21 protein-coding genes are annotated in these 17237 nt (G+C 67.5%); 8 read left to right on the top strand and 13 right to left on the bottom strand.

The genetic code is table 11. The annotated features are described in order from the left end of the window. Positions 1–15: 15 nt before the first annotated feature. Genes L3Q65_RS37265 through L3Q65_RS37240 form a run of 6 tightly spaced genes read right to left on the bottom strand, consistent with a single transcriptional unit; the run spans position 16 to position 3520 of the window. A complete protein-coding gene (locus L3Q65_RS37265) occupies positions 16–405 on the bottom strand; it encodes a hypothetical protein (RefSeq protein ID WP_182893698.1) in 390 nt (129 codons plus the stop codon). A gap of 55 nt (positions 406–460) precedes the next feature. Further along, positions 461–874 carry a DUF4345 domain-containing protein gene (locus L3Q65_RS37260; RefSeq protein ID WP_237597764.1) on the bottom strand — a complete coding sequence of 138 codons (414 nt, stop codon included), beginning with the start codon at positions 872–874 and terminating at the stop codon, positions 461–463. 10 nt (positions 875–884) lie between these two features. Beyond that, the gene (pseI, locus tag L3Q65_RS37255) at positions 885–1934 is read right to left on the bottom strand and encodes a pseudaminic acid synthase (RefSeq protein ID WP_237597763.1); all 1050 of its coding nucleotides are present in this window, start codon (positions 1932–1934) and stop codon (positions 885–887) included. Positions 1935–1957: 23 nt separating this feature from the next. After that, positions 1958–2419, bottom strand: a complete 462-nt coding sequence (locus L3Q65_RS37250; RefSeq protein ID WP_237597762.1) for a GNAT family N-acetyltransferase — start codon at positions 2417–2419, stop codon at positions 1958–1960. After that, positions 2416–2859 carry a hypothetical protein gene (locus L3Q65_RS37245; RefSeq protein WP_182893694.1) on the bottom strand — a complete coding sequence of 148 codons (444 nt, stop codon included), beginning with the start codon at positions 2857–2859 and terminating at the stop codon, positions 2416–2418. Before L3Q65_RS37245 ends, L3Q65_RS37250 begins: the two co-directional genes overlap by 4 nt. A gap of 31 nt (positions 2860–2890) precedes the next feature. Then, positions 2891–3520 (bottom strand): hypothetical protein, encoded by a 630-nt coding sequence (locus L3Q65_RS37240; RefSeq protein WP_182893932.1) that lies wholly within the window; start codon positions 3518–3520, stop codon positions 2891–2893. Positions 3521–3675: 155 nt separating this feature from the next. Here L3Q65_RS37240 and L3Q65_RS37235 point away from each other — a divergent pair, with 155 nt between their 5' ends. From L3Q65_RS37235 to L3Q65_RS37220, 4 genes are all read left to right on the top strand, one after another. Beyond that, positions 3676–4629 carry an ABC transporter permease gene (locus tag L3Q65_RS37235; RefSeq protein WP_134664093.1) on the top strand — a complete coding sequence of 318 codons (954 nt, stop codon included), beginning with the start codon at positions 3676–3678 and terminating at the stop codon, positions 4627–4629. Positions 4630–4632: 3 nt separating this feature from the next. Beyond that, on the top strand, positions 4633–5448 hold the full coding sequence (locus L3Q65_RS37230; protein ID WP_037369048.1) for an ABC transporter ATP-binding protein: 816 nt from the start codon (positions 4633–4635) through the stop codon (positions 5446–5448). Continuing rightward, positions 5448–6356: a glycosyltransferase gene (locus L3Q65_RS37225; RefSeq protein WP_182893693.1), complete on the top strand. Its 909-nt coding sequence runs from the start codon at positions 5448–5450 to the stop codon at positions 6354–6356. The genes L3Q65_RS37230 and L3Q65_RS37225 overlap by 1 nt, the downstream gene beginning before the upstream one ends. An 82-nt stretch (positions 6357–6438) precedes the next feature. Beyond that, positions 6439–7509: a toll/interleukin-1 receptor domain-containing protein gene (locus L3Q65_RS37220; protein WP_182893692.1), complete on the top strand. Its 1071-nt coding sequence runs from the start codon at positions 6439–6441 to the stop codon at positions 7507–7509. A gap of 55 nt (positions 7510–7564) precedes the next feature. Here the strand turns inward: L3Q65_RS37220 and L3Q65_RS37215 are convergent, their stop codons facing one another. The 3 genes from L3Q65_RS37215 to L3Q65_RS37205 are packed head-to-tail and all read right to left on the bottom strand — an operon-like array spanning position 7565 to position 9950. Beyond that, a complete protein-coding gene (locus L3Q65_RS37215) occupies positions 7565–8734 on the bottom strand; it encodes a hypothetical protein (RefSeq protein WP_237597761.1) in 1170 nt (389 codons plus the stop codon). Continuing rightward, positions 8731–9150: a hypothetical protein gene (locus tag L3Q65_RS37210; RefSeq protein ID WP_067578681.1), complete on the bottom strand. Its 420-nt coding sequence runs from the start codon at positions 9148–9150 to the stop codon at positions 8731–8733. The genes L3Q65_RS37215 and L3Q65_RS37210 overlap by 4 nt, the downstream gene beginning before the upstream one ends. 32 nt (positions 9151–9182) lie before the next feature. Continuing rightward, entirely contained in the window at positions 9183–9950 is a 768-nt protein-coding gene (locus L3Q65_RS37205) for an ESX secretion-associated protein EspG (RefSeq protein WP_182893690.1), read from the bottom strand. Positions 9951–10115: 165 nt separating this feature from the next. Here L3Q65_RS37205 and L3Q65_RS37200 point away from each other — a divergent pair, with 165 nt between their 5' ends. Next, complete coding sequence (locus tag L3Q65_RS37200; protein WP_043838003.1) at positions 10116–10358, top strand: hypothetical protein; 243 nt, start codon at positions 10116–10118, stop codon at positions 10356–10358. Here L3Q65_RS37200 and L3Q65_RS37195 read toward each other — a convergent pair. The 3 genes from L3Q65_RS37195 to L3Q65_RS37185 all read right to left on the bottom strand — a co-directional run bounded on the left by L3Q65_RS37195 (position 10355) and on the right by L3Q65_RS37185 (position 13810). Then, entirely contained in the window at positions 10355–11353 is a 999-nt protein-coding gene (locus L3Q65_RS37195; protein ID WP_237597760.1) for an acyl-CoA dehydrogenase family protein, read from the bottom strand. The two genes, L3Q65_RS37200 and L3Q65_RS37195, sit on opposite strands and share 4 nt — an antisense overlap. A 76-nt stretch (positions 11354–11429) precedes the next feature. After that, positions 11430–13337, bottom strand: coding sequence for a glycosyltransferase (locus tag L3Q65_RS37190; protein WP_182893688.1), 1908 nt, complete (start codon positions 13335–13337; stop codon positions 11430–11432). A gap of 5 nt (positions 13338–13342) precedes the next feature. Continuing rightward, the gene (locus tag L3Q65_RS37185; RefSeq protein WP_182893687.1) at positions 13343–13810 is read right to left on the bottom strand and encodes a GtrA family protein; all 468 of its coding nucleotides are present in this window, start codon (positions 13808–13810) and stop codon (positions 13343–13345) included. Between the two features lie 145 nt (positions 13811–13955). Here L3Q65_RS37185 and L3Q65_RS37180 point away from each other — a divergent pair, with 145 nt between their 5' ends. The 3 genes from L3Q65_RS37180 (at position 13956) to L3Q65_RS37170 (ending at position 16806) form a co-directional block, all read left to right on the top strand. Beyond that, positions 13956–15329, top strand: a complete 1374-nt coding sequence (locus L3Q65_RS37180) for an FAD-binding oxidoreductase (RefSeq protein WP_182893686.1) — start codon at positions 13956–13958, stop codon at positions 15327–15329. Further along, positions 15326–16081, top strand: a complete 756-nt coding sequence (locus L3Q65_RS37175) for a decaprenylphospho-beta-D-erythro-pentofuranosid-2-ulose 2-reductase (protein WP_182893685.1) — start codon at positions 15326–15328, stop codon at positions 16079–16081. The genes L3Q65_RS37180 and L3Q65_RS37175 overlap by 4 nt, the downstream gene beginning before the upstream one ends. A 92-nt stretch (positions 16082–16173) precedes the next feature. After that, positions 16174–16806, top strand: a complete 633-nt coding sequence (locus L3Q65_RS37170) for a VC0807 family protein (protein WP_237597759.1) — start codon at positions 16174–16176, stop codon at positions 16804–16806. On the opposite strand, the gene L3Q65_RS37165 is transcribed toward L3Q65_RS37170, so the two are convergent. Further along, entirely contained in the window at positions 16803–17048 is a 246-nt protein-coding gene (locus L3Q65_RS37165) for a helix-turn-helix domain-containing protein (protein ID WP_182893683.1), read from the bottom strand. The two genes, L3Q65_RS37170 and L3Q65_RS37165, sit on opposite strands and share 4 nt — an antisense overlap. Positions 17049–17237 lie beyond the last annotated feature (189 nt).

Raw genomic sequence — 17237 nt, 5'->3', positions numbered from 1 at the left:
ACGGATCAGAAGGCGTTAGCTCGGTTCGACGTAGCCACCGATGTCTTTGACGACCCCGTTCGGATCGATCAGCAGTCGCTGGACATGAAAGGTCCCGCTGAGCGGCAGCCGGATCCGGGCACCGGTAGCGACAACCGTTTTACCGTCGTCTCCAGGCAACCACCGGAGATTCCCCACAACACCTTGGGCGTCTTGCGCGACCCAACGACTGCCAAGCCGCTGTATCTGAAGCTGATCCCCGATCTTGACCTCAGAGATCCGGGAAGCCGGCGTCGGATTCTTGGCAAGGCCCCACACCGGCGGTGTACCAGCGCTGTAGAGATCATCGGCTAGCGGCCCTGCGATGCCGATCAGGCGATCGCCGTTCTTACGCCGAGAAATTTCTGGATATTCCTGATTCCTCACAGGCGTGAGATCGCAGGTCGATCCGCAGATGCAACAGCGAACTGAGCGTAGGTCATCAATCAGCTGTCGCCGTTTGGCCGTCCCGAACCACCTTGGCATGCCACAACAGCACCCCCGGCACTACGGCCAGTTCCAACACCGTCGCAGCCCGAAACACCGGATGCGGTGCCCCAGTCCGCCGAGCCGAAAGAAGCCGCGGCAACCCGCCCGCCGCGGCAGTCCCCAACACAAGCCGGGTAGTCGCTGCCCGCTTCTCCGGCTGAAGGATCGACCACCACAACGCGAACCCGGCCGCGGTCCAGAACGTGTTCACGAACCGGTATTCGCTGTCCACGCTAGGCGTCGTGGCGGCACCGCCGGGCGCACGTTCCGGACCGCCGAGGATGCCGGTCAGACCGGAAGCGACCGGAATCGCCCCGAGCACACCGAGGGTGGCCAGCAACGCCTTGCGGGACTTCTCGCCTGCCATCCGCCCGAGACTAGATCAAATCCCAAGTCAGCGCGGTCCCCTTGGCGGCATCGACCCGGAACGTCCGGCCGAGCACGTTCACGATCTCGCCCGGAGCGAGCCCGCCAGCAGGACGGATGGAGCGAACGTTCTGCGCGGTAACGGGATCCCCGGCCCGGACGTCCTCCACCACGTACAGCGAACGCCGGAGCCGAAGCCCCTCCTTCTCGCTTTCCCGCGGCCCCAACACCGGCGAACCGAGTGCCTCCCACGCGCGGTGGGTCTCCGTGACCAGCGCGGCCAATTCCGCTGGCTCCAACGAGAATTCCGAGTCCACGCCGCCGTCGCTACGAGCGAGCGTCACGTGCTTCTCGATCGCCACCGCGCCCAGCGCAACCGCGGCGACTGGCGCGCCGAGCCCCGGCGTGTGGTCCGACAATCCGACCAAGGTTCCGGTGAGCCCGGCCAGCAACGGCAACCCCCGCAGGTTGCTTTCCGTCGGCGACGCGGGGTAGCTCGCCGTGCAACCGAGCACGATCAACTGGTCGTTGCCCACCCCGCGAGCGGTGCGCACGGCCGCGTCGATCTCCGCGACGTTCGCCATTCCGGTCGAGATCACCAACGGCTTGCCGGTGCGGGCACACAGTTCGATCAGCGGCAGATCGACGATCTCCGAGGAGGCGATCTTGTACGCCGGTGCGTCCAGCGATTCCAGCAGCTCCACCGCCGTCGGGTCGAACGGGCTGGAGAAAACTTCCAGGCCGCGTTCGCGAGCGCGAGCAAAGATCGGTTCGTGCCATTCCCAGGGCGTGTGCGCCTTTTCGTACAGTTTGTACAGATTTTCCCCGCCCCACAGGGAATGCCCGTCGCCGATCCGGAATGCCGGGCCGTCGACGTCGACCGTGATCGTGTCCGGACGGTAGGTCTGCAGTTTCACCGCGTGCGCGCCGGCGTCGGCGATCGCGTCCACGATGGCCAGCGCGCGGTCCAGGTCGCCGTTGTGGTTTCCGGACATCTCCGCGATCACGAACGGCGGCCGCGCCGGGCCGAGCAGGTGCTTGCCGATGCGCACTTCGGACATGGGTGGCGTCCTTCCGGTGGGGTTCAGTGCAGAGTCTTGCGCAGCCGGCGGAAGCCGTCGGCGGGGGGCGCGACCTCCAGATAACCAGCCCGCTCGAACAACGCCGCCGACGCCGCGTTCTCCTCGTGCACCGCAGCCAGCACGGCCATCGCGTCCGTCCGGGCCGCCAAGGTCCGTTCCCCCGCGTCGAGCACCGGCCGCGACAACCCGCGGCCGCGGCTTTCCGGTGCCAGCGTGATGCTGACCTCCCACTCGCGGCCGCCCTCGTCGTCGAACCGCACCGTGCCCACCGGTTTCCCGGCCTCCTCCAGCACCAGCAGGATCCGGCCGGGCGCCGCGAGCACCCCGCGCAGCCAGCGCAGGTGGCTGTCCAGATCGATCACGCCGCTGGACCGCGACGCCTGCCGGGTCGCCGGGTCGTTGCGCCAAGCCAGCAGCAGCTCAGCGTCGTCCTCGGTCGCGTCGCGGGCGATGACGGACGTCACTGCGCGGGCGTGAGCTTCGCGTTCTCGAGCCGGCTCAACCGCTCCTCGTACCGGGCCATCCCGGCCAACCGGACGCGGATCTGTGCGTGCTGCCGCTGGATCTCCTCGACGAGCGAACGTGCTTCGTAGGTCTCGGCGTCGTCCGCACGCGGAGTCATCGCGAGCTTCTCGCGGAGCGTCTCGAGCTGCTCCTCCTGCGCGGCGACGTGCGGGATCATCCGGTCCAGCTCGCCGCGGATCCACTGGAGATCGCCGAGTGCGGCGGCCAGCTTCTCGTCGGCCTCGGCGAGACGGCGCCGATGATCGACCGTGCAGTGCTCAAGCTCGTCGATGCGGGCCTCGAAGTCCTGGAGCACACCGCGCGTGCGCTCTTCGATGCGGTAATCGACGGTCCGGGCGATCCGGGAGCCGAACAGATTTCTGAACTTCATGAAGGGCATGACGGGAGTTCCTTCGACGAGTGCCTGGGCTTCAGCGGAGCAAAGTGGTAGTGCCGGTGCGGGTCCACGACTCCAGCAGCCTGCCCTCGGCGGCGATCTGGTGCTCCGGCCCCACGATGCACGAGTCGCCGGCAGCGTGCTCCCACGAGGTCTGCTCCGGGTTGTCGATGAACGAGAAGCCGGTCAGCACCAGCTGTGCCTCGGGGAACGAGGTACGGGCGATCCAGGCCGCGAGCGTACCCGTGGTCGACCAGGTGGGTTCGGTGCGCGTCGGCAGGCCGAGCGCGTCCGACAGGGGCAGCACGACCTCGCGGTTCGACACCGGGACGAACCCGAGATCCGAGGGCCACCAGCCGGGCAGCGCCTCCGGTTCCCAGTGCAGGCGACCTGGCTCGACCAGCAGATACAGCCGGGAGCGGTAATCGCGGAACACGTGCCGGGTGGCGCGCACCGCCCGGTTGAAGACGACCGTGTGCACCTTGCGGCCCGTGATATCCGGTCCGTCCGGTTCGTCGATAACGAACCCGTTCACCCGAATGACCAGGTCGCAGTCGTCGACCGCCTTGGCCCGGGCCGGGTCCGGCTGCAGCGGCTGGTTGCCGACCACGGCGACCGAACGCGGGTCCGGCCGGTCCGCGTAAGCCGAAAGGAGGTCGACCATGAGGCTCGCCGCACCGAGAGCAGCAGTCATAAGGGAAGAAACTACCAGGACACCAGGAGCGACCCGGTCCATATCGCTCACGTACGCGCAGTAGCCGCCACCGGACGGGCTGGGGCGAGCCGAGGCCTGTGCGTCCCATCGGTACCCTCGTCCACGTGCATGCCACCAGCACGGTTCACGCAGCCGAACCCGATGTCTCGACTCCGGTTCCACCGTCGTCGGACAGCAAGACGTTCGGGCGTGCGATCGACGACATCAAGACCGGTTTGGCCTCCCGCGAGCTGTGGACCCATCTCGGCTGGCAGGACATCAAGCAGCGGTACCGGCGGTCCATCATCGGGCCGTTCTGGATCACCATCAGCCAGGGTGTCATCGCGCTCGGCCTCGGCCTGCTGTACTCGCAGCTGTTCCGGACGCCGATCGAGGTGTTCCTGCCCTACCTCTCCACCGGCTTCATCATCTGGGGCTTCATCCAGGGCTGCCTCACCGAAGGCATGGAGACGTTCATCGCGAACGAGGGGCTGATCAAACAGGTCCCCGCGCCGTTGAGCGTGTACGTGCTGCGCACGATCTGGCGGCAGACGCTGCTGCTGGCGCACAACATGATCGTCTACGTCGTGCTGCTGATCATTTTCTTCTCAGCGCTCGATTCCCCGTACTCGCTGGGATCGAAAGACGGCGTGTGCACGCCCGACAAGTACTGCCATCCGGGCCTGAGCTGGAACATTTTCCTCGCCATTCCCGGGTTCGTGCTGCTCGCGCTCACCGCGGGCTGGGCGGCGCTGCTGCTCGGCATCATCTCGACCCGGTTCCGCGACATCCCGCAGCTGATCAACTCGCTGATCCAGCTGATGTTCTACGGCACCCCGATCGTCTGGCCGGTCGACCAGCTGCTGTCCGGCGGTGCGCGGGACGGCGCGTCGTGGGCGCTGCCGATCATCAAGCTGAACCCGCTTTACCACTACATGCAGGTGGTGCGGTCGCCGCTCATCGGACAGGCGGTGAGCTGGACCAGCTGGGTCGTGGTCGGCGGCATCACCGTCGTCGGATGGGCGCTCGCGCTCGTCGCCATGCGCAATTACCGGTCTCGCGTCTCGTATTGGGTGTGACAGATGGTCAGCATTGACGTCCACAACGCGTACGTGGACTTCCCGATTTTCGACGCGAAGACGCGTTCGATGAAAAAGCGCGTGCTCGGCAAGGTCGGCGGCAAGATCGGCACCGAGCAGAAGGTGCCGATCATCGAGGCGCTGCACGACGTGTCGGTCAGCCTCCGCGAGGGCGACCGGGTCGGTCTCGTCGGGCACAACGGCGCGGGCAAGTCCACGCTGCTGCGGCTGCTCGCCGGGATTTACGAGCCGACCCGCGGGTCCTCGCGGATCGTCGGCAAGATCGCCCCGGTGTTCGACCTCGGCATCGGCATGGACCCGGAGATCTCCGGCGAGGAGAACATCATCATCCGCGGTCTGTTCCTCGGCATGAGCGCCAAGGAAATGGAGAAGCGGGTCGACGACATCGCGGAGTTCACCGAACTCGGCGACTACCTGCAGATGCCGCTGCGGACGTACTCCACCGGCATGCGGGTGCGGCTCGCGCTCGGCGTGGTGACCTCGATCGACCCGGAGATCCTGATCCTCGACGAGGGCATCGGCGCGGTCGACGCGGCGTTCCTCAACAAGGCCCGCGACCGGCTCAAGGACCTGGTCAAACGGTCCGGCATCCTGGTGTTCGCGAGCCACTCCGACGAGTTCCTCTTCGAGCTGTGCGATTCGGCGATCTGGATGGACGAGGGACATCTGAAGAAGCAGGGTTCGCTGCGCGAGGTGCTCACCGAGTACAAGGGCCGCGACCCGTTCGAGAACATGAGCCAGGAAGGTCTCGAGCGCCTCGGCATCGAGCCCGCGACCACGACGAACGGCGGGGAATGATGACCGGCGAGACGCGAGAGCTGCCCGAGGGCGCCGTCGTCGGCGTGGTGGTCACGCGGCACCGGCGCGAGCTGCTCGCGGACTCGCTGAAGATCATCGCCGCCCAGACCCGGCCGGTCGACCACCTCGTGGTGGTCGACAACGGCCCGGACAAGTCCGCGCGGGACGTCGTGGAGGCCTACCCGCTGCCGTACACGTACCTCCCGTCGCACCGGAACCTCGGCGGCGCGGGCGGTTTCGCGCTCGGCATGCTGCACGCCCTGTCCCTCGGAGCGGACTGGGTCTGGCTCGCCGACGACGACGGCCGTCCCGCGGACGAGCACGTGCTCGAGATCCTGCTGGAGGAAGCCGAAAAGCGCGGTCTCGCCGAGATTTCCCCGGTGGTGGCGAACATCGACGCCCCGGCGAAACTGGCGTTCCCGCTGCGCCGCGGCCTCACCTGGAAGCGCTCGTCGGCCGAGCTGGGCACGGATTTCCTGCCGGGCATCGCGTCGTTGATGAACGGCGCGTTGTTCCGCGCGTCCACTTTGGACGTCACCGGCGTGCCGGACCTGCGTCTGTTCTTCCGCGGCGACGAGGTCGAATTGCACCGCCGCCTGGTGCGGTCCGGCCTGCCGTTCGGCACGTCGCTGCGCACGACCTACCTGCACCCCGACGGCTCGGACGAGTTCAAGCCGATGCTGGGCGGGAAATTCCACGCGCAGGACCCGGAGAACGAGGTCAAGCGGTATTACACCTATCGCAATCGCGGGTATTTGCTGTCGCAGCCGGGAATGCGGAAGATCGGTGCGCTGGAGGTGCTGCGCTTCGGCCTGTATTTCGTGGGCGTGAAGCGGGATCCGAAGGCGTTCGTGCAGTGGCTGAAACTGGTGCGGCAGGGTCGGGCGGAGAAGTTTTACCGGTACTGACCGGGCTTCGCCCACTTGACAACACCTGGACAAAAACCCAGGCTTGTTGTGCCCGGACGCGGTCGCGGATTATTTTTCGCGAATGACAGGACCGGCCGATCCTCCCATTCGGGTTTTTCTCAGCTACGCACATGCTGACGACGTCGTGCTCGATTTTATCGAGCCATTCACGAAGTCCCTGAGGCACCTTGCCTTAGCTGATCAAGGGAGGGTCCTGGAGATCTTCGTCGATCGCGAGACGATCGGCTGGGGTGAGGACTGGAGGGACGGGATCCGGCAGGGCATCGAGAGTGCCGCGATCTTCATGCCGATCGTCACCCGGCAGTATTTCGAGCGACCTTCCTGCCGCGAGGAACTGCTGGCTTTCTACAATGAGGCGGTCCGCGTTCGCGCCACCGGCCTGGTCCTCCCGGTCGTCCTGCTCGGCCATTCTTATCTATCCACCGAGAGCACCGACGTAGCGTCCCGGATCATCGCCGAACGACAGTACAAAGACCTGAAAGAAACCTGGACTGACGGCTCCCGGTCGGCGACCTGGCGCAGAACGATGATCGCTCTGGCCGAGCAACTGGTCGAGGCTGTCACTATCGTCGAGCAGTCACCTTCCGCCACGTCGCCTCTTCCCTCCGCCGGGGTCGGAGCAGCGGAGGTCAGCGAAGCCCTCGGCCTCTTCGCCAAAGAAATTGATCAGACAATTTTGGGCATGAAGAACGCCCTCGCCCCGCTCCCCACCGTTTTGACCACTTCCGTTCAATTACTCACCGAAAGGTCTCCCGCCGAGACCAGGCGGGTGCTTATGGAGACAGCTTCCGAACTGCTGCCGTTCGGCAATGACTTCCGGAATCAGGCACGGAAACTGGAGACGACAACCCTCAAGACCGACCAGATCTTGCGCTCCCGCAGCACTGAACTCGAGGACAACGACCTGTATGACCAGCTCGAAAATGAGCGCAAATACCTCAAGTCCATATCTTTGGTCACTGAGCCGCTGAGTGGCGCAGAAGAATCCTCGAACGCTTTTCTAGCGCAGATGAAACCGCTGGAAGAGATGAGCGCATCATTGCGAAACTCGATGCGTGGTTTTCGGGAGGGGGTCAAGTCGCTGAACAGCGCGCTCCGGATGATGCAGAGCTGGGTCGCCATCGCGGACTAGCGAAAGCCCGTTGTGGACGATGAGCTAACCCACCGTCCACAACGGACTACCAAAGCTACTCCCCGATGACCGGCGGCGCGGACCGATGTCCGCTGCCGAAGACCTCGTCGTCCTCGATCTCCATCACGAACGCGGGCTGGTCGTTGCCGTCGTCGTACGGGCGGGCTCCGAAGCCCATGCCCGGGCGGGCCGGGGCGCCGCCCATGCCCCCAGCCGCGACGTCCGCCGCGCCTGCTCCGTCGCCGGGGCCGAACGAACCGGCACCGCCGCCGCGGCCGACCTTTGTTTCGTGTTCTTCGTCGGCGCCGAAACCTCCGCCGCCGCCGCCCATCGGCATGCCGCCCATGGGCATGGCACCCATGCCCGCGCCGGATGCGCCGCCGCTGCCGCCGCTCGGGGCGGCCTGCGCCGCGGCCGGTGCGGTGCCCGCCGCCGTCGTGCTGGGGTCCGGCATCTGCTGGTGCACGGCGCCGGTGAACTGGCTCGGGCCGCTCACAGTCGGTGTGCTCGCGTGCCCGGCCGTCGCGCCGCCGCCACCGGCAGCAGCGCCCGCGGAGGCCGCGCCAGCGTCAGCCACGGCGGGAGCCGGAGCGGGAGCCGGGGCAGCATCGTGGTGCGAAGGGCCAGTCGGCATCGCCACTGCGGCACCGCCACCTGCGGCGACGCCGAACTTCGGCGGATGCGCGAAAGTCGGCTGCTTCGACCCCGTCTCGTGCAGCGAAGCGTCGTACTTCGACATCGTCTCCGCGGCCTGCTCGTGCGCGGAACGGCTGTCCTGCTGCTTCTTCAGCGTCGCGTCGATCTCATTGCTCATTTCGAGCGGGCTCGCGTGCGACCATTTGTCGAATTCCTCGGACCAGTCGAACGGGACCGCGTCCGGCATCGAGTGCTTCGCCGTCTGCGCGGCGGACGCCTGTTCCTCGACGATCTGCGCGGCCAGCTTCGCGTTCTGGCCGTTCGCCTCGGCCCATTCCGCGAGGCTCACGAAATACGCCTGCGCACCGGCCGCGGCCTCGCCGCTCCACGCGTGTGCGGCCTTCTTCACGGCCTCGCCCAGTTGAGTCGCGAAGTCCTCGAATGCCTTCTGCACCTCGGTGTACGCGTGCGACACCGAGGAAACCTGCTCCACGTCGAGGTTCGTCTCGACATACGACTTCAGCTGCTGGTGCGGGTGCCCGAGGTAGTCGGCGTCCGACGGCGCGAGCCCCGGCTGCGGCGTGCTCATTCGGTGCCCTTCACGGTGCGGTGGGAGTCGATGGCCTGGCTCTCGTTCTCGGTGTAGACCCCGCCGGCCCGCGCGAGGGCCTCGTCGGCCTCTTTGAGGATCCGGCCGAACTGGTCCAGCACGTCGAGGGCCGATCCGGGAGCGTCGGCTCCGCTCTTGCGGTCGTGTTCGGCCACGGTGTGCCCGTAGGGATGGCTGCCGAGCTTCGGCGCGGTCGTCAGCGCCTGCGTCTGCGGCTTGAGCCGTTCGAGGCGCGTGACCATGTCGGTGAGCGCCTTGCGCAGGTCACCGAGTGCGTCGCCGTCGATGCTGAACCCGCCGGCTTTCGCGGTGCCGGCCAGCTTGTGCGTTTCGGCCGCGGCTTCGGCGATGCCCTTGGCGTTCAGCCCGCCTGCCGCCAGCGGATCAGTGCTCATGCGCCGGAGTTTACCGACGCGAGCCGCTCCGGTCAGGCGTTTGCCGAATAGCCTTCAAGCTGGGTGAACAGTTGTTGGGCCAGACGGGCATTGTCGGCCGGGGCGTAGGTGAGCCAGCGGTTGCCGTCGCTGGAATCGCGCGTGCTGAGCAGGTAGCGGCCGAGTTCGGTGTCGAACCACACGAGCGACGGCAATGCCTTCTCGTGGCCGCTGCCGTCGCCCACGTACGGCGTGAACTGGCCGACCGCCAGCCGCGGCTTCTCGAAGATCCGCTGGACGGACCGCAGTTGCGGATTGTGCGTGCGCGGGCCGCTGACCCCGGCGAACGGGTCGTACGCGTCGCCTCGGACCGGCTGCTTCGACGGACGCGCGACAGTCACCGACTGCCCCGGCGCGGCGGGCGTGAGCGGCAGCAGGTCGACGATCGCCGGAACGATGCCGGTCGGGCGGACCTCCTCGAAGGTGAACATCCCGTCCCGCTGGCAGACGAGCACCGCGAACTGGCCATTGGACGCCACGCGCGCGAACAACTGCTCGTCGCCGAGCTTCGCCGCCGCGGACACCGCGAGGCCGGGCCGGGCGAACGTGGCGAGCGCGATCTGGACGTCGTCGTCGACGGTCCCGCGCCGCAGCAGGCCGCGTCCGTCGAGGTCGCGGAAGACGGCGTCGCGCACCGCGGCGCGTTCCTCGCCGGTGATGCCGATGTGCGGCACCACGAACGGCACTGGCGCGCGGCCGAGTCCGAGTTCGGCCAGCAGGAGATCCACCGCTGCCGGTGACAGCGTCAACGTGTACGGCACGACCCACCCCTAAATCCGGTCTCTCCCCGGCGAAACCGTAGTCCACTCCGCACCGTCGCGGCCATCGGCTCCGGGGCCGCCGCGAGATCCGCTTCCGCTGTGAGCGGATCCGCTGTCGGCGAACCGCTCTTGCCGCCGATGATCACCCGCTGCTGCCATGGATTCATGGCAGATCCCAAACCAGCACTGGTCCTGCACCTCTCAGCGGGCGGCGAGCCGCTGATCTTCCCGCTCACCGCCGACAGTTCCTCGACCGTTCAGGAAAAGCTCCCCGACCTCCTGAAACACGGTGGCGTCCACTCGCTCGAAACCCGTGACGGCAACACTGTTTCGGTAAATTTCGTCCACGTCGCCGCCGCTTATGTGGACGATCTGAGCCGAAAGGGCAAATTCGGCCTGTCCGTTTAGCGACGGGCGAGGGCGAGCAGTCCGGCGCGGATCTCCGGTCTGCTCGCGGCCACGAGCAGGAACGTCGCCTCGCGCACCAACCGGCCGGCGTGCGCCCCGGCCAGCACCGCGCGACTGCCCGTCGCCGCGGCGAGCGCGCCTGCCGACCGGTACGCCAGATCGGCTCCGGCCGCACGGGCCGCGGGGAGCGTGGCCGGATCGGCGAGACCCGCGTTGAGCCGGCCGCGGATTTCGTCCTGCTCGGACCGCAGCGCCGTCGCCGTTTCCTCCTCGCCTGCCGCTTCGATCAAGCAGGCGCAGCGCTCGGCGAGGCCAAGCGGCGCGCATCCGTTGAGCCGCGCGGCAAACGTATTGCCCGCCACGAATTTGTCGTAGCTGACCTGGGCGAAAACCGATTCGTCCGGAATGAAGTGGTTGTCGAGCTTCAGCCGCACGGTCGCGGTTCCTTGCGCGGCCATCAGCGTCAGCGGCTCGGCGACCAAGCTGTGCCCGACTATCGGCGACACCAGGGCGTTGACCACTGTGTCGCCGTCTCGGCCGGACAACTGCAGCAGGTCAATCGCGTCCCAACCGCTCACGAACGGCGCTTCGCCGTCGAACCGATAACCGCCGTCAACACGCTGGACCCGCACCTTCGGCGGCGTCGGAATCACTCCCGCGTACGCGACGCCCGCGCGAAGCCGTCCGCTGATCAAATCCGGCAGATATCGCTCGCGCAGGTCTTCCCGGTCCGTCGCGGCCAGCCCGGCGACGAGACCGTGGTGCTGCAGCCAGGTGAACGCGGTGCTCAGGCACCCGCCGGCCAGTGCTTCGAGCACCCCGACCAGCTGATCGAGGTCGACCCCGGAATCCGGCGCGGCGAGACCGTAGAAACCCTCCTCGGCGAGCGCGTCGAAATGCGAGCGCGGCACCACCCCCAGCCGGTCCACCTCGGCTGCCGCCGGAAACAACAGATCGTCGGCGAGAGCCCGCGCGCGGGAAACCAGGTCGGCCATGAAACCAAGCTACCCAAAAAGACAAAAAGGGCGTCTCGCCGAACGCGAGACGCCCTTTTCGGACCAGCTCAGGCGATCACAGCTCGTACAGCCGCTTCCAGTTCTCCCGCGAGGTGAGTTCCGGCATCGCGCGCTTGTACTGCTCCTGTACGCCGGCGCCTTCCTTGCGCAGCCGGTTGATCACCTTCGCGCCGCGCTTGGCGAGGTCGAACATCTTGACCTTGTCGTAGCTGCGCACGCGCACGCCTTCCTGCGACGCGTCGGTGACCACGGCGGTGTCGAACAGCGCGATGTGCCACCAGTGCGCCTCGTCGATCGGCACCGCGCCGAGCCCGAAGCGGCTGCGGCCGAGCACCTTGTCGAGGATGCGCTTGATCAGCACGAGCCGCTGCATGCTCGGCCGCGGCGCGCTGTTGATGATGCCGATGTCGTTGGACGCGATGCCCGGCACGTCAGTGGCCTTGTGCCGCTTGGTCTCCGGGTACGCGTCGCGGATCCGGCGGATCTCCTTCATCGCCTCGACGCCGCCGTCGCGCAGGATTTCCGGGCCCTCCAGGAAGTCCTCGACCGCCTTGATCAGCGTCGCGGACAGGCCGTACTGCATGCCGAGCAGGTAGCGCACCAGCTGCGCCATCAGCACGCGGGAGAGCAGGTTCAGGTTGAACGGCGAGTGCAGTGCCGCGGTGATGATCGAGTTGCGCAGGTTGAAGTACCGGTGCCACTCGTCCCAGTCCTTCCAGTGGAAGTCCGCGTGCCACACGCCCGCGCCGGGAAGGGTCACCGTGGGGAAGCCGTATTCGCGGGCCCGGTAGGAGTACTCCGCGTCGTCCCACTGGAAGAAGAACGGCAGCGGGTAGCCGATGGCCTTGACGACCTCGTACGGGATCAGGCACGACCACCAGCCGTTGTACCCGGCGTCGAGGCGGCGCTCCTGACGGTTCGGGTTGCCCTCCTCGTCGACGCCGAGCAGGTCCGCGGTGGACAGCGAGTGCTGCACCGGCTGACCCGGCTCCAGCGTGTTCAGCCGGGCGTACTCGGCACCGACGTGCAACTGGTTCGGGTGCAGCAGGTTCAGCATCTGGCCGCCGACGATGATCGGGTTGGCCGAGCGGTTGGAGAAGGCCGTCACGCGCACGACGAGGTCCGGCTCGAGCAGCACGTCGTCGTCCATGAACAGCACGTTCGCGTGCTCGGTGGCGGTGTGCCCGGCCACCTCGTACAGGCCGCGGGTGAAGCCGCCGGCGCCGCCGAGGTTCGGCTGCTTGATGTAGTGCAGCTTCTCGCCGAGGTCCTTCGCGACCTGCTCGAAGCCTTCGCGCGACTCGACCAGGTCGGTGCCCTGGTCCGCGACGTAAATGGCGTCGAGGGTGTCGAGCGAGGACACGTCCGCGGCGAGCGCCTGGAGGTTCTTCAGGCAGTCGTCGGCGCGGTTCATCGTGCAGATGGTGACCGCGGTCGGGCGGATCGTCTCCGGCGCGTCGACGGTCCAGCGGACCTGCTCGACCCGCAGCGTCTGGCCGCCCTCGGTCTCGAGGTCGAGCCACAGCGCGCCGCCGTCGTAGAACTTGTCCAGCTTGCCGGTCAGCTCGACCTTGGCGCCCTTCGCGGCGGACACCTGCTGGGCGTCGACCACGCGCGGGTCGCCGAGCATGTCGGACGCGCCGAGCGACAGCAGCCCGTCGCCGGTGACGACGGCTTCCAGCTTCACCTCGGTCGCGGTGGTCCAGCGCTGCCAGTAGCTCGCCGGGAAGCGGCCGAAGTAGGTGTTGCCGGTGACCTTCGCGGACGGCTCGAGCACCACGCTGCCGCGCTCGCGCTGGGCGTTGCCCTGCACGACCTCGGCGTACATGTCCTTGCTGACGATCGGAGCCGGCCCGGCGTACAGCCCGCGCTGGGCCGTGAGCCTGCCTTCGGGGGCGTGTTCGGCGAACCGCGTCTGGCCTGCGGGGGCCGCCTCCGCGACCGGGGCTGCTTTACCGGGCATCGAACTCAGTTCTCCTTTACCGGCCGTACACGGAACACGACCCACTTGAGCATCACGAAATTGATCACAGTCGCCGTTGCCTGGGACACCACCCAGGCCAGCGTGGCCTTCCACCCCGACTCCGGCAGCACGTGCAGCATGAGCTGGTTCACGCCGACAGCGACGAAGAAGGTGACGGCATACAGCAGAACGAAGCTGCCGACCTGGGCGTTCCCGTCGCGCCGCCCGTCGGCGAACGTGAAGCGCCGGTTCAGGAAGAACGCGGTCGTCGTGCCCACGACGAAACTGATCGCGCGCGCGATGTCCACCCAGGGGGTGGCGTCCATGCCGACCGCTCGCAGCAGCGAGTACGTGCCCAGGTCGAGCAGGGCGCAGAAGCCGCCGATCACGCCGAACCGGATCAGCTGGCCCAGCAGACCGGGTCCCGCGGGAGCCGGCTGCGCTTGGTCACTCTGCGGTTCTGTAGCCACCACTTGGAATACCTTCTCGGCCTATTGCGTCAGTGTCCGTATTACCCACTTCGACGCTCGGACGCTTGTGCCTTGATGCGCAAAGTGTAGAAGCGAGCACTTCAGGGTCACGTTCCGGGCGGTGTTCGGCGTGGCTACCCTGGTCCGCGTGACCCAAGCACCCGAGACACAGCGCCGCACGCTCACCGGCTGGGGCCGCACCGCCGGGACCGTCGCCGACGTGCTGAGCACCCGCGACGTCGACGCGATCGCCCGCGCCGTCGCCTCCGCAGGCCCGCGCGGGGTCATCGCTCGCGGGCTCGGCCGCTCCTACGGCGACCCGGCGCAGAACGCGGGCGGCCTGGTCGTCGACATGACCGTGCTGGACCGCATCCACTCGATCGACCCGGACTCCGGCCTCGTCGACCTCGACGCGGGCGTGAGCCTCGACAAGCTGATGCGCGAGGCGCTGCCGTACGGCCTGTGGGTCCCGGTCCTGCCGGGCACCCGCCAGGTGACCATCGGCGGCGCGATCGCCAACGACATCCACGGCAAGAACCACCACTCGGCGGGCAGCTTCGGCAACCACGTCGTGTCGATGGACCTGCTCACCGCCGACGGATCCGTGCGCACGCTCACCCCGGAGGGCCCGGATTCGGAGCTGTTCTGGGCGACGGTGGCGGGAATCGGGCTGACCGGGATCATCGTCCGCGCGACGATCCGGATGAAGAAGACGGAAACGGCGTACTTCTACGTGGACGCCGACCGCACCTCGAACCTCGACGAGACCCTCGGGCTCTTCACCGATGGTTCAGACCTCAACTACGACTACTCGATGTCGGTGCCGGACTTGATCTCGTCCGACAGCCGCCTTGGCCGTGCCACGTTCTCGCGCGGTTCGCTCGCGAAGCTCGACCAGCTGCCGCCGAAGCTGCGCAGCAACCCGTTGAAGTTCGACGCGCCGCAGCTGCTGACGCTGCCGGACGTGTTCCCCAACGGACTCGGCAACAAGCTCACCTTCGGCTTGATCAACGAGCTGTGGCAGAAGACCGTGCCCAAGAAGGGCGCGCGCGGCAAGATCCAGAACCTCACGCAGTTCTACCACCCCCTCGACATGCTGAGCGAGTGGAACCGCGCGTATGGCAGCAAGGGTTTCCTGCAGTACCAGTTCTCCGTGCCGTTCGGCGCGGAAGACCAGCTCAAGGGCATCTGCCGGGCCATCTCGCGGTCCGGGCACTACTCGTTCCTGAACGTGTTCAAGCGCATGGGCGACGCGAACCCGGCTCCGATGTCCTGGCCGGCGCCGGGCTGGATGCTGAGCGTCGATTTCCCGATCAAGAACGGGCTCAGCCGGTTCTGCGAGGAAATGGACGAGATGGTCCTTGACGCGAACGGCCGCCTCTACACCGCGAAGGACTCGCGCACCTCGCCCGAGACGTTCGCGCGGATGTACCCGCGGCTGGAGGAGTGGCGCAAGGTGCGCGCTTCCGTTGACCCCGAAGGCGTTTTCGCCTCTGACATGAGCCGGAGGCTCGCACTGTGATCGACGCGGTCGGTAACCCCCAGTCCCTGCTGCTGCTCGGCGGCACGTCCGACATCGCGCTGGCGATCGCGGAGAAGTACCTCGCGGAGAAGCCGCTGCGGGTCGTGCTGGCCGCTCGTCCTTCGCCGCGGCTGGAGGAAGCCGCGCAGCGCCTGAAGGATCGCGGCGCCGAAGTGTCCACTGTGGCCTTTGACGCCAAGGACCTCGCGTCCCACCCGAAGGTGCTGGACGAGGCGTTCGCCGGCGGCGACATCGACGTCACGGTGGTCGCGTTCGGCCTGCTCGGCGAGGCCGAGGAGCTGTGGCAGGACCACGGCAAGGCGGTCGAGCTGGCGACGGTCAACTACACCGCCGCGGTGTCGGTCGGCGTGGCGCTGTCGGAGAAGCTCAAGACCCAAGGGCACGGCAAGATCATCGCGCTGTCGTCGGTGGCGGGCGAGCGGGTCCGCCGGTCGAACTTCGTGTACGGCTCCACCAAGGCCGGTTTCGACGGCTTCTACCTCGGTCTCGGCGAGGCGCTCGCGCCACACGGCGTGCAGGTGACAGTGGTCCGGTCGGGCCAGGTCAAGACCAAGATGACCGCCGGGATGAAGGACGCTCCGCTGACCAGGACCGCCGAGCAGGTCGCCGACGTCGCGGTCGAGGCGGCGCGCAAGGGCAAGGAGCTCGTGTGGTCGCCGTCGGAGTTCCGGCTGGTGATGTCGATCCTGCGGCACGTGCCGCGGCCGATCTTCCGCAAGCTCCCGGTCTGACGTTGTCCCGGCCCGGCCTCCACCGAACGGTGGATGCCGGGCTGACCGGCTCGACGATGTCCTGAGGTGCCCGCCGCGCCGAAACTCAGGGCATGGGGAACGAATTCCGCTCTTCGCTGGCCGCGCTGCTGATCGATCTCGGCGCGCCAGTCGGCGGCTATTACCTGCTCCGCGCCTTCGACGTCCCGCCGGTGTGGGCACTGTTGCTGAGCGGTCTGCCGCCCGCGCTGCGCGTGCTGTACACGCTGGTCACCCGGCGTCGCGTGGACGGGATCGGCCTGCTCGTCCTGATGTTCCTTGCGGTCGGCCTGGCCACCACGCTGATGACCGGCGACGCCCGGCTGATGCTGGTGCGCGGAGCCTGGTTCAGCACGCTGGCGGGGGTCTGGCTGCTCGCGAGCCTGGTCGTCGGCCAGTACCCGACGACTTACCAGGCGGCCCGCGCGCTGTTGCCCGGCCGCGGCTCCCGGCTGGACTCGGCGTGGGAGGCCCGTCCGTCGTTCCGCCGGACGTGGCGGACGCTGACCGTGGCGTGGGGCGTCGGCAGTCTGGTCCACAGTGGACTCAGCATCGGGATGGCGTACACGCTGCCGGTCGACGACGTTCCCGCGCTCGATGCGGGGCTGTCGATCGCGTTCTTCGTCGGACTGCAGGTGATCACGCAGATTCTGCTGCTCCGGGAAGGCACGTTCCGTCAGGTGCTGCGGCCGTCCACAGTGGACTAGTCGCCGGACGGCGGGTGCAGCCCGTCCACCAGCCGGGCCGGATTCACGCCGAGACCTTCGGCGAATTTGAGCAGGTTGTGCAGGTTGATGTTGCGCAGCCCGCGTTCGACCTGGCTCACGAACGTCCAGTGCACGCCGGCCAGTTCGGCCAGCTGTTCCTGGCTCAGCCCCGCGTCGTTGCGGAATTCGCGCACGCGCTCGCCAATGGTGCGAGTCGCGGCGGAGAGCGGAGGCTTGGCCATCGTCGGTTAATCACACACGTCTACCGCCGCCAAGGCCAGAGCAGGAATGATCAGAGCATGAATGCCTATAGCGTCTGCGTCTAGCCGGAGGCGGCGTTTCCGAAATTGCTACCTGTTCTCAATTGCAGACACCAACACCACGCGGGTAATCAATCGGCTACCGTGCTGATGGCGATTGTGGAAGGGGGC

The organism is Amycolatopsis sp. FU40, from assembly GCF_021903635.1.
GTDB lineage: Bacteria > Actinomycetota > Actinomycetes > Mycobacteriales > Pseudonocardiaceae > Amycolatopsis > Amycolatopsis dendrobii.
The sequence above is the reverse complement of the archived record's forward strand: the minus strand, read 5'-3'. Positions and strand labels throughout refer to the sequence as shown.

What these genes read in the sequence shown, in the direction of transcription:
- L3Q65_RS37260 (WP_237597764.1), bottom strand. Translation starts at nt 874, where the DNA reads ATGGCAGGCGAGAAGTCCCGCAAGGCGTTGCTGGCCACCCTCGGTGTG.
- pseI (WP_237597763.1), bottom strand. Translation starts at nt 1,934, where the DNA reads ATGTCCGAAGTGCGCATCGGCAAGCACCTGCTCGGCCCGGCGCGGCCG.
- L3Q65_RS37245 (WP_182893694.1), bottom strand. Translation starts at nt 2,859, where the DNA reads ATGCCCTTCATGAAGTTCAGAAATCTGTTCGGCTCCCGGATCGCCCGG.
- L3Q65_RS37240 (WP_182893932.1), bottom strand. Translation starts at nt 3,520, where the DNA reads ATGGTCGACCTCCTTTCGGCTTACGCGGACCGGCCGGACCCGCGTTCG.
- L3Q65_RS37230 (WP_037369048.1), top strand. Translation starts at nt 4,633, where the DNA reads ATGGTCAGCATTGACGTCCACAACGCGTACGTGGACTTCCCGATTTTC.
- L3Q65_RS37225 (WP_182893693.1), top strand. Translation starts at nt 5,448, where the DNA reads ATGACCGGCGAGACGCGAGAGCTGCCCGAGGGCGCCGTCGTCGGCGTG.
- L3Q65_RS37220 (WP_182893692.1), top strand. Translation starts at nt 6,439, where the DNA reads ATGACAGGACCGGCCGATCCTCCCATTCGGGTTTTTCTCAGCTACGCA.
- L3Q65_RS37215 (WP_237597761.1), bottom strand. Translation starts at nt 8,734, where the DNA reads ATGAGCACGCCGCAGCCGGGGCTCGCGCCGTCGGACGCCGACTACCTC.
- L3Q65_RS37210 (WP_067578681.1), bottom strand. Translation starts at nt 9,150, where the DNA reads ATGAGCACTGATCCGCTGGCGGCAGGCGGGCTGAACGCCAAGGGCATC.
- L3Q65_RS37200 (WP_043838003.1), top strand. Translation starts at nt 10,116, where the DNA reads ATGGCAGATCCCAAACCAGCACTGGTCCTGCACCTCTCAGCGGGCGGC.
- L3Q65_RS37195 (WP_237597760.1), bottom strand. Translation starts at nt 11,353, where the DNA reads ATGGCCGACCTGGTTTCCCGCGCGCGGGCTCTCGCCGACGATCTGTTG.
- L3Q65_RS37190 (WP_182893688.1), bottom strand. Translation starts at nt 13,337, where the DNA reads ATGCCCGGTAAAGCAGCCCCGGTCGCGGAGGCGGCCCCCGCAGGCCAG.
- L3Q65_RS37170 (WP_237597759.1), top strand. Translation starts at nt 16,174, where the DNA reads ATGGGGAACGAATTCCGCTCTTCGCTGGCCGCGCTGCTGATCGATCTC.
- L3Q65_RS37165 (WP_182893683.1), bottom strand. Translation starts at nt 17,048, where the DNA reads ATGGCCAAGCCTCCGCTCTCCGCCGCGACTCGCACCATTGGCGAGCGC.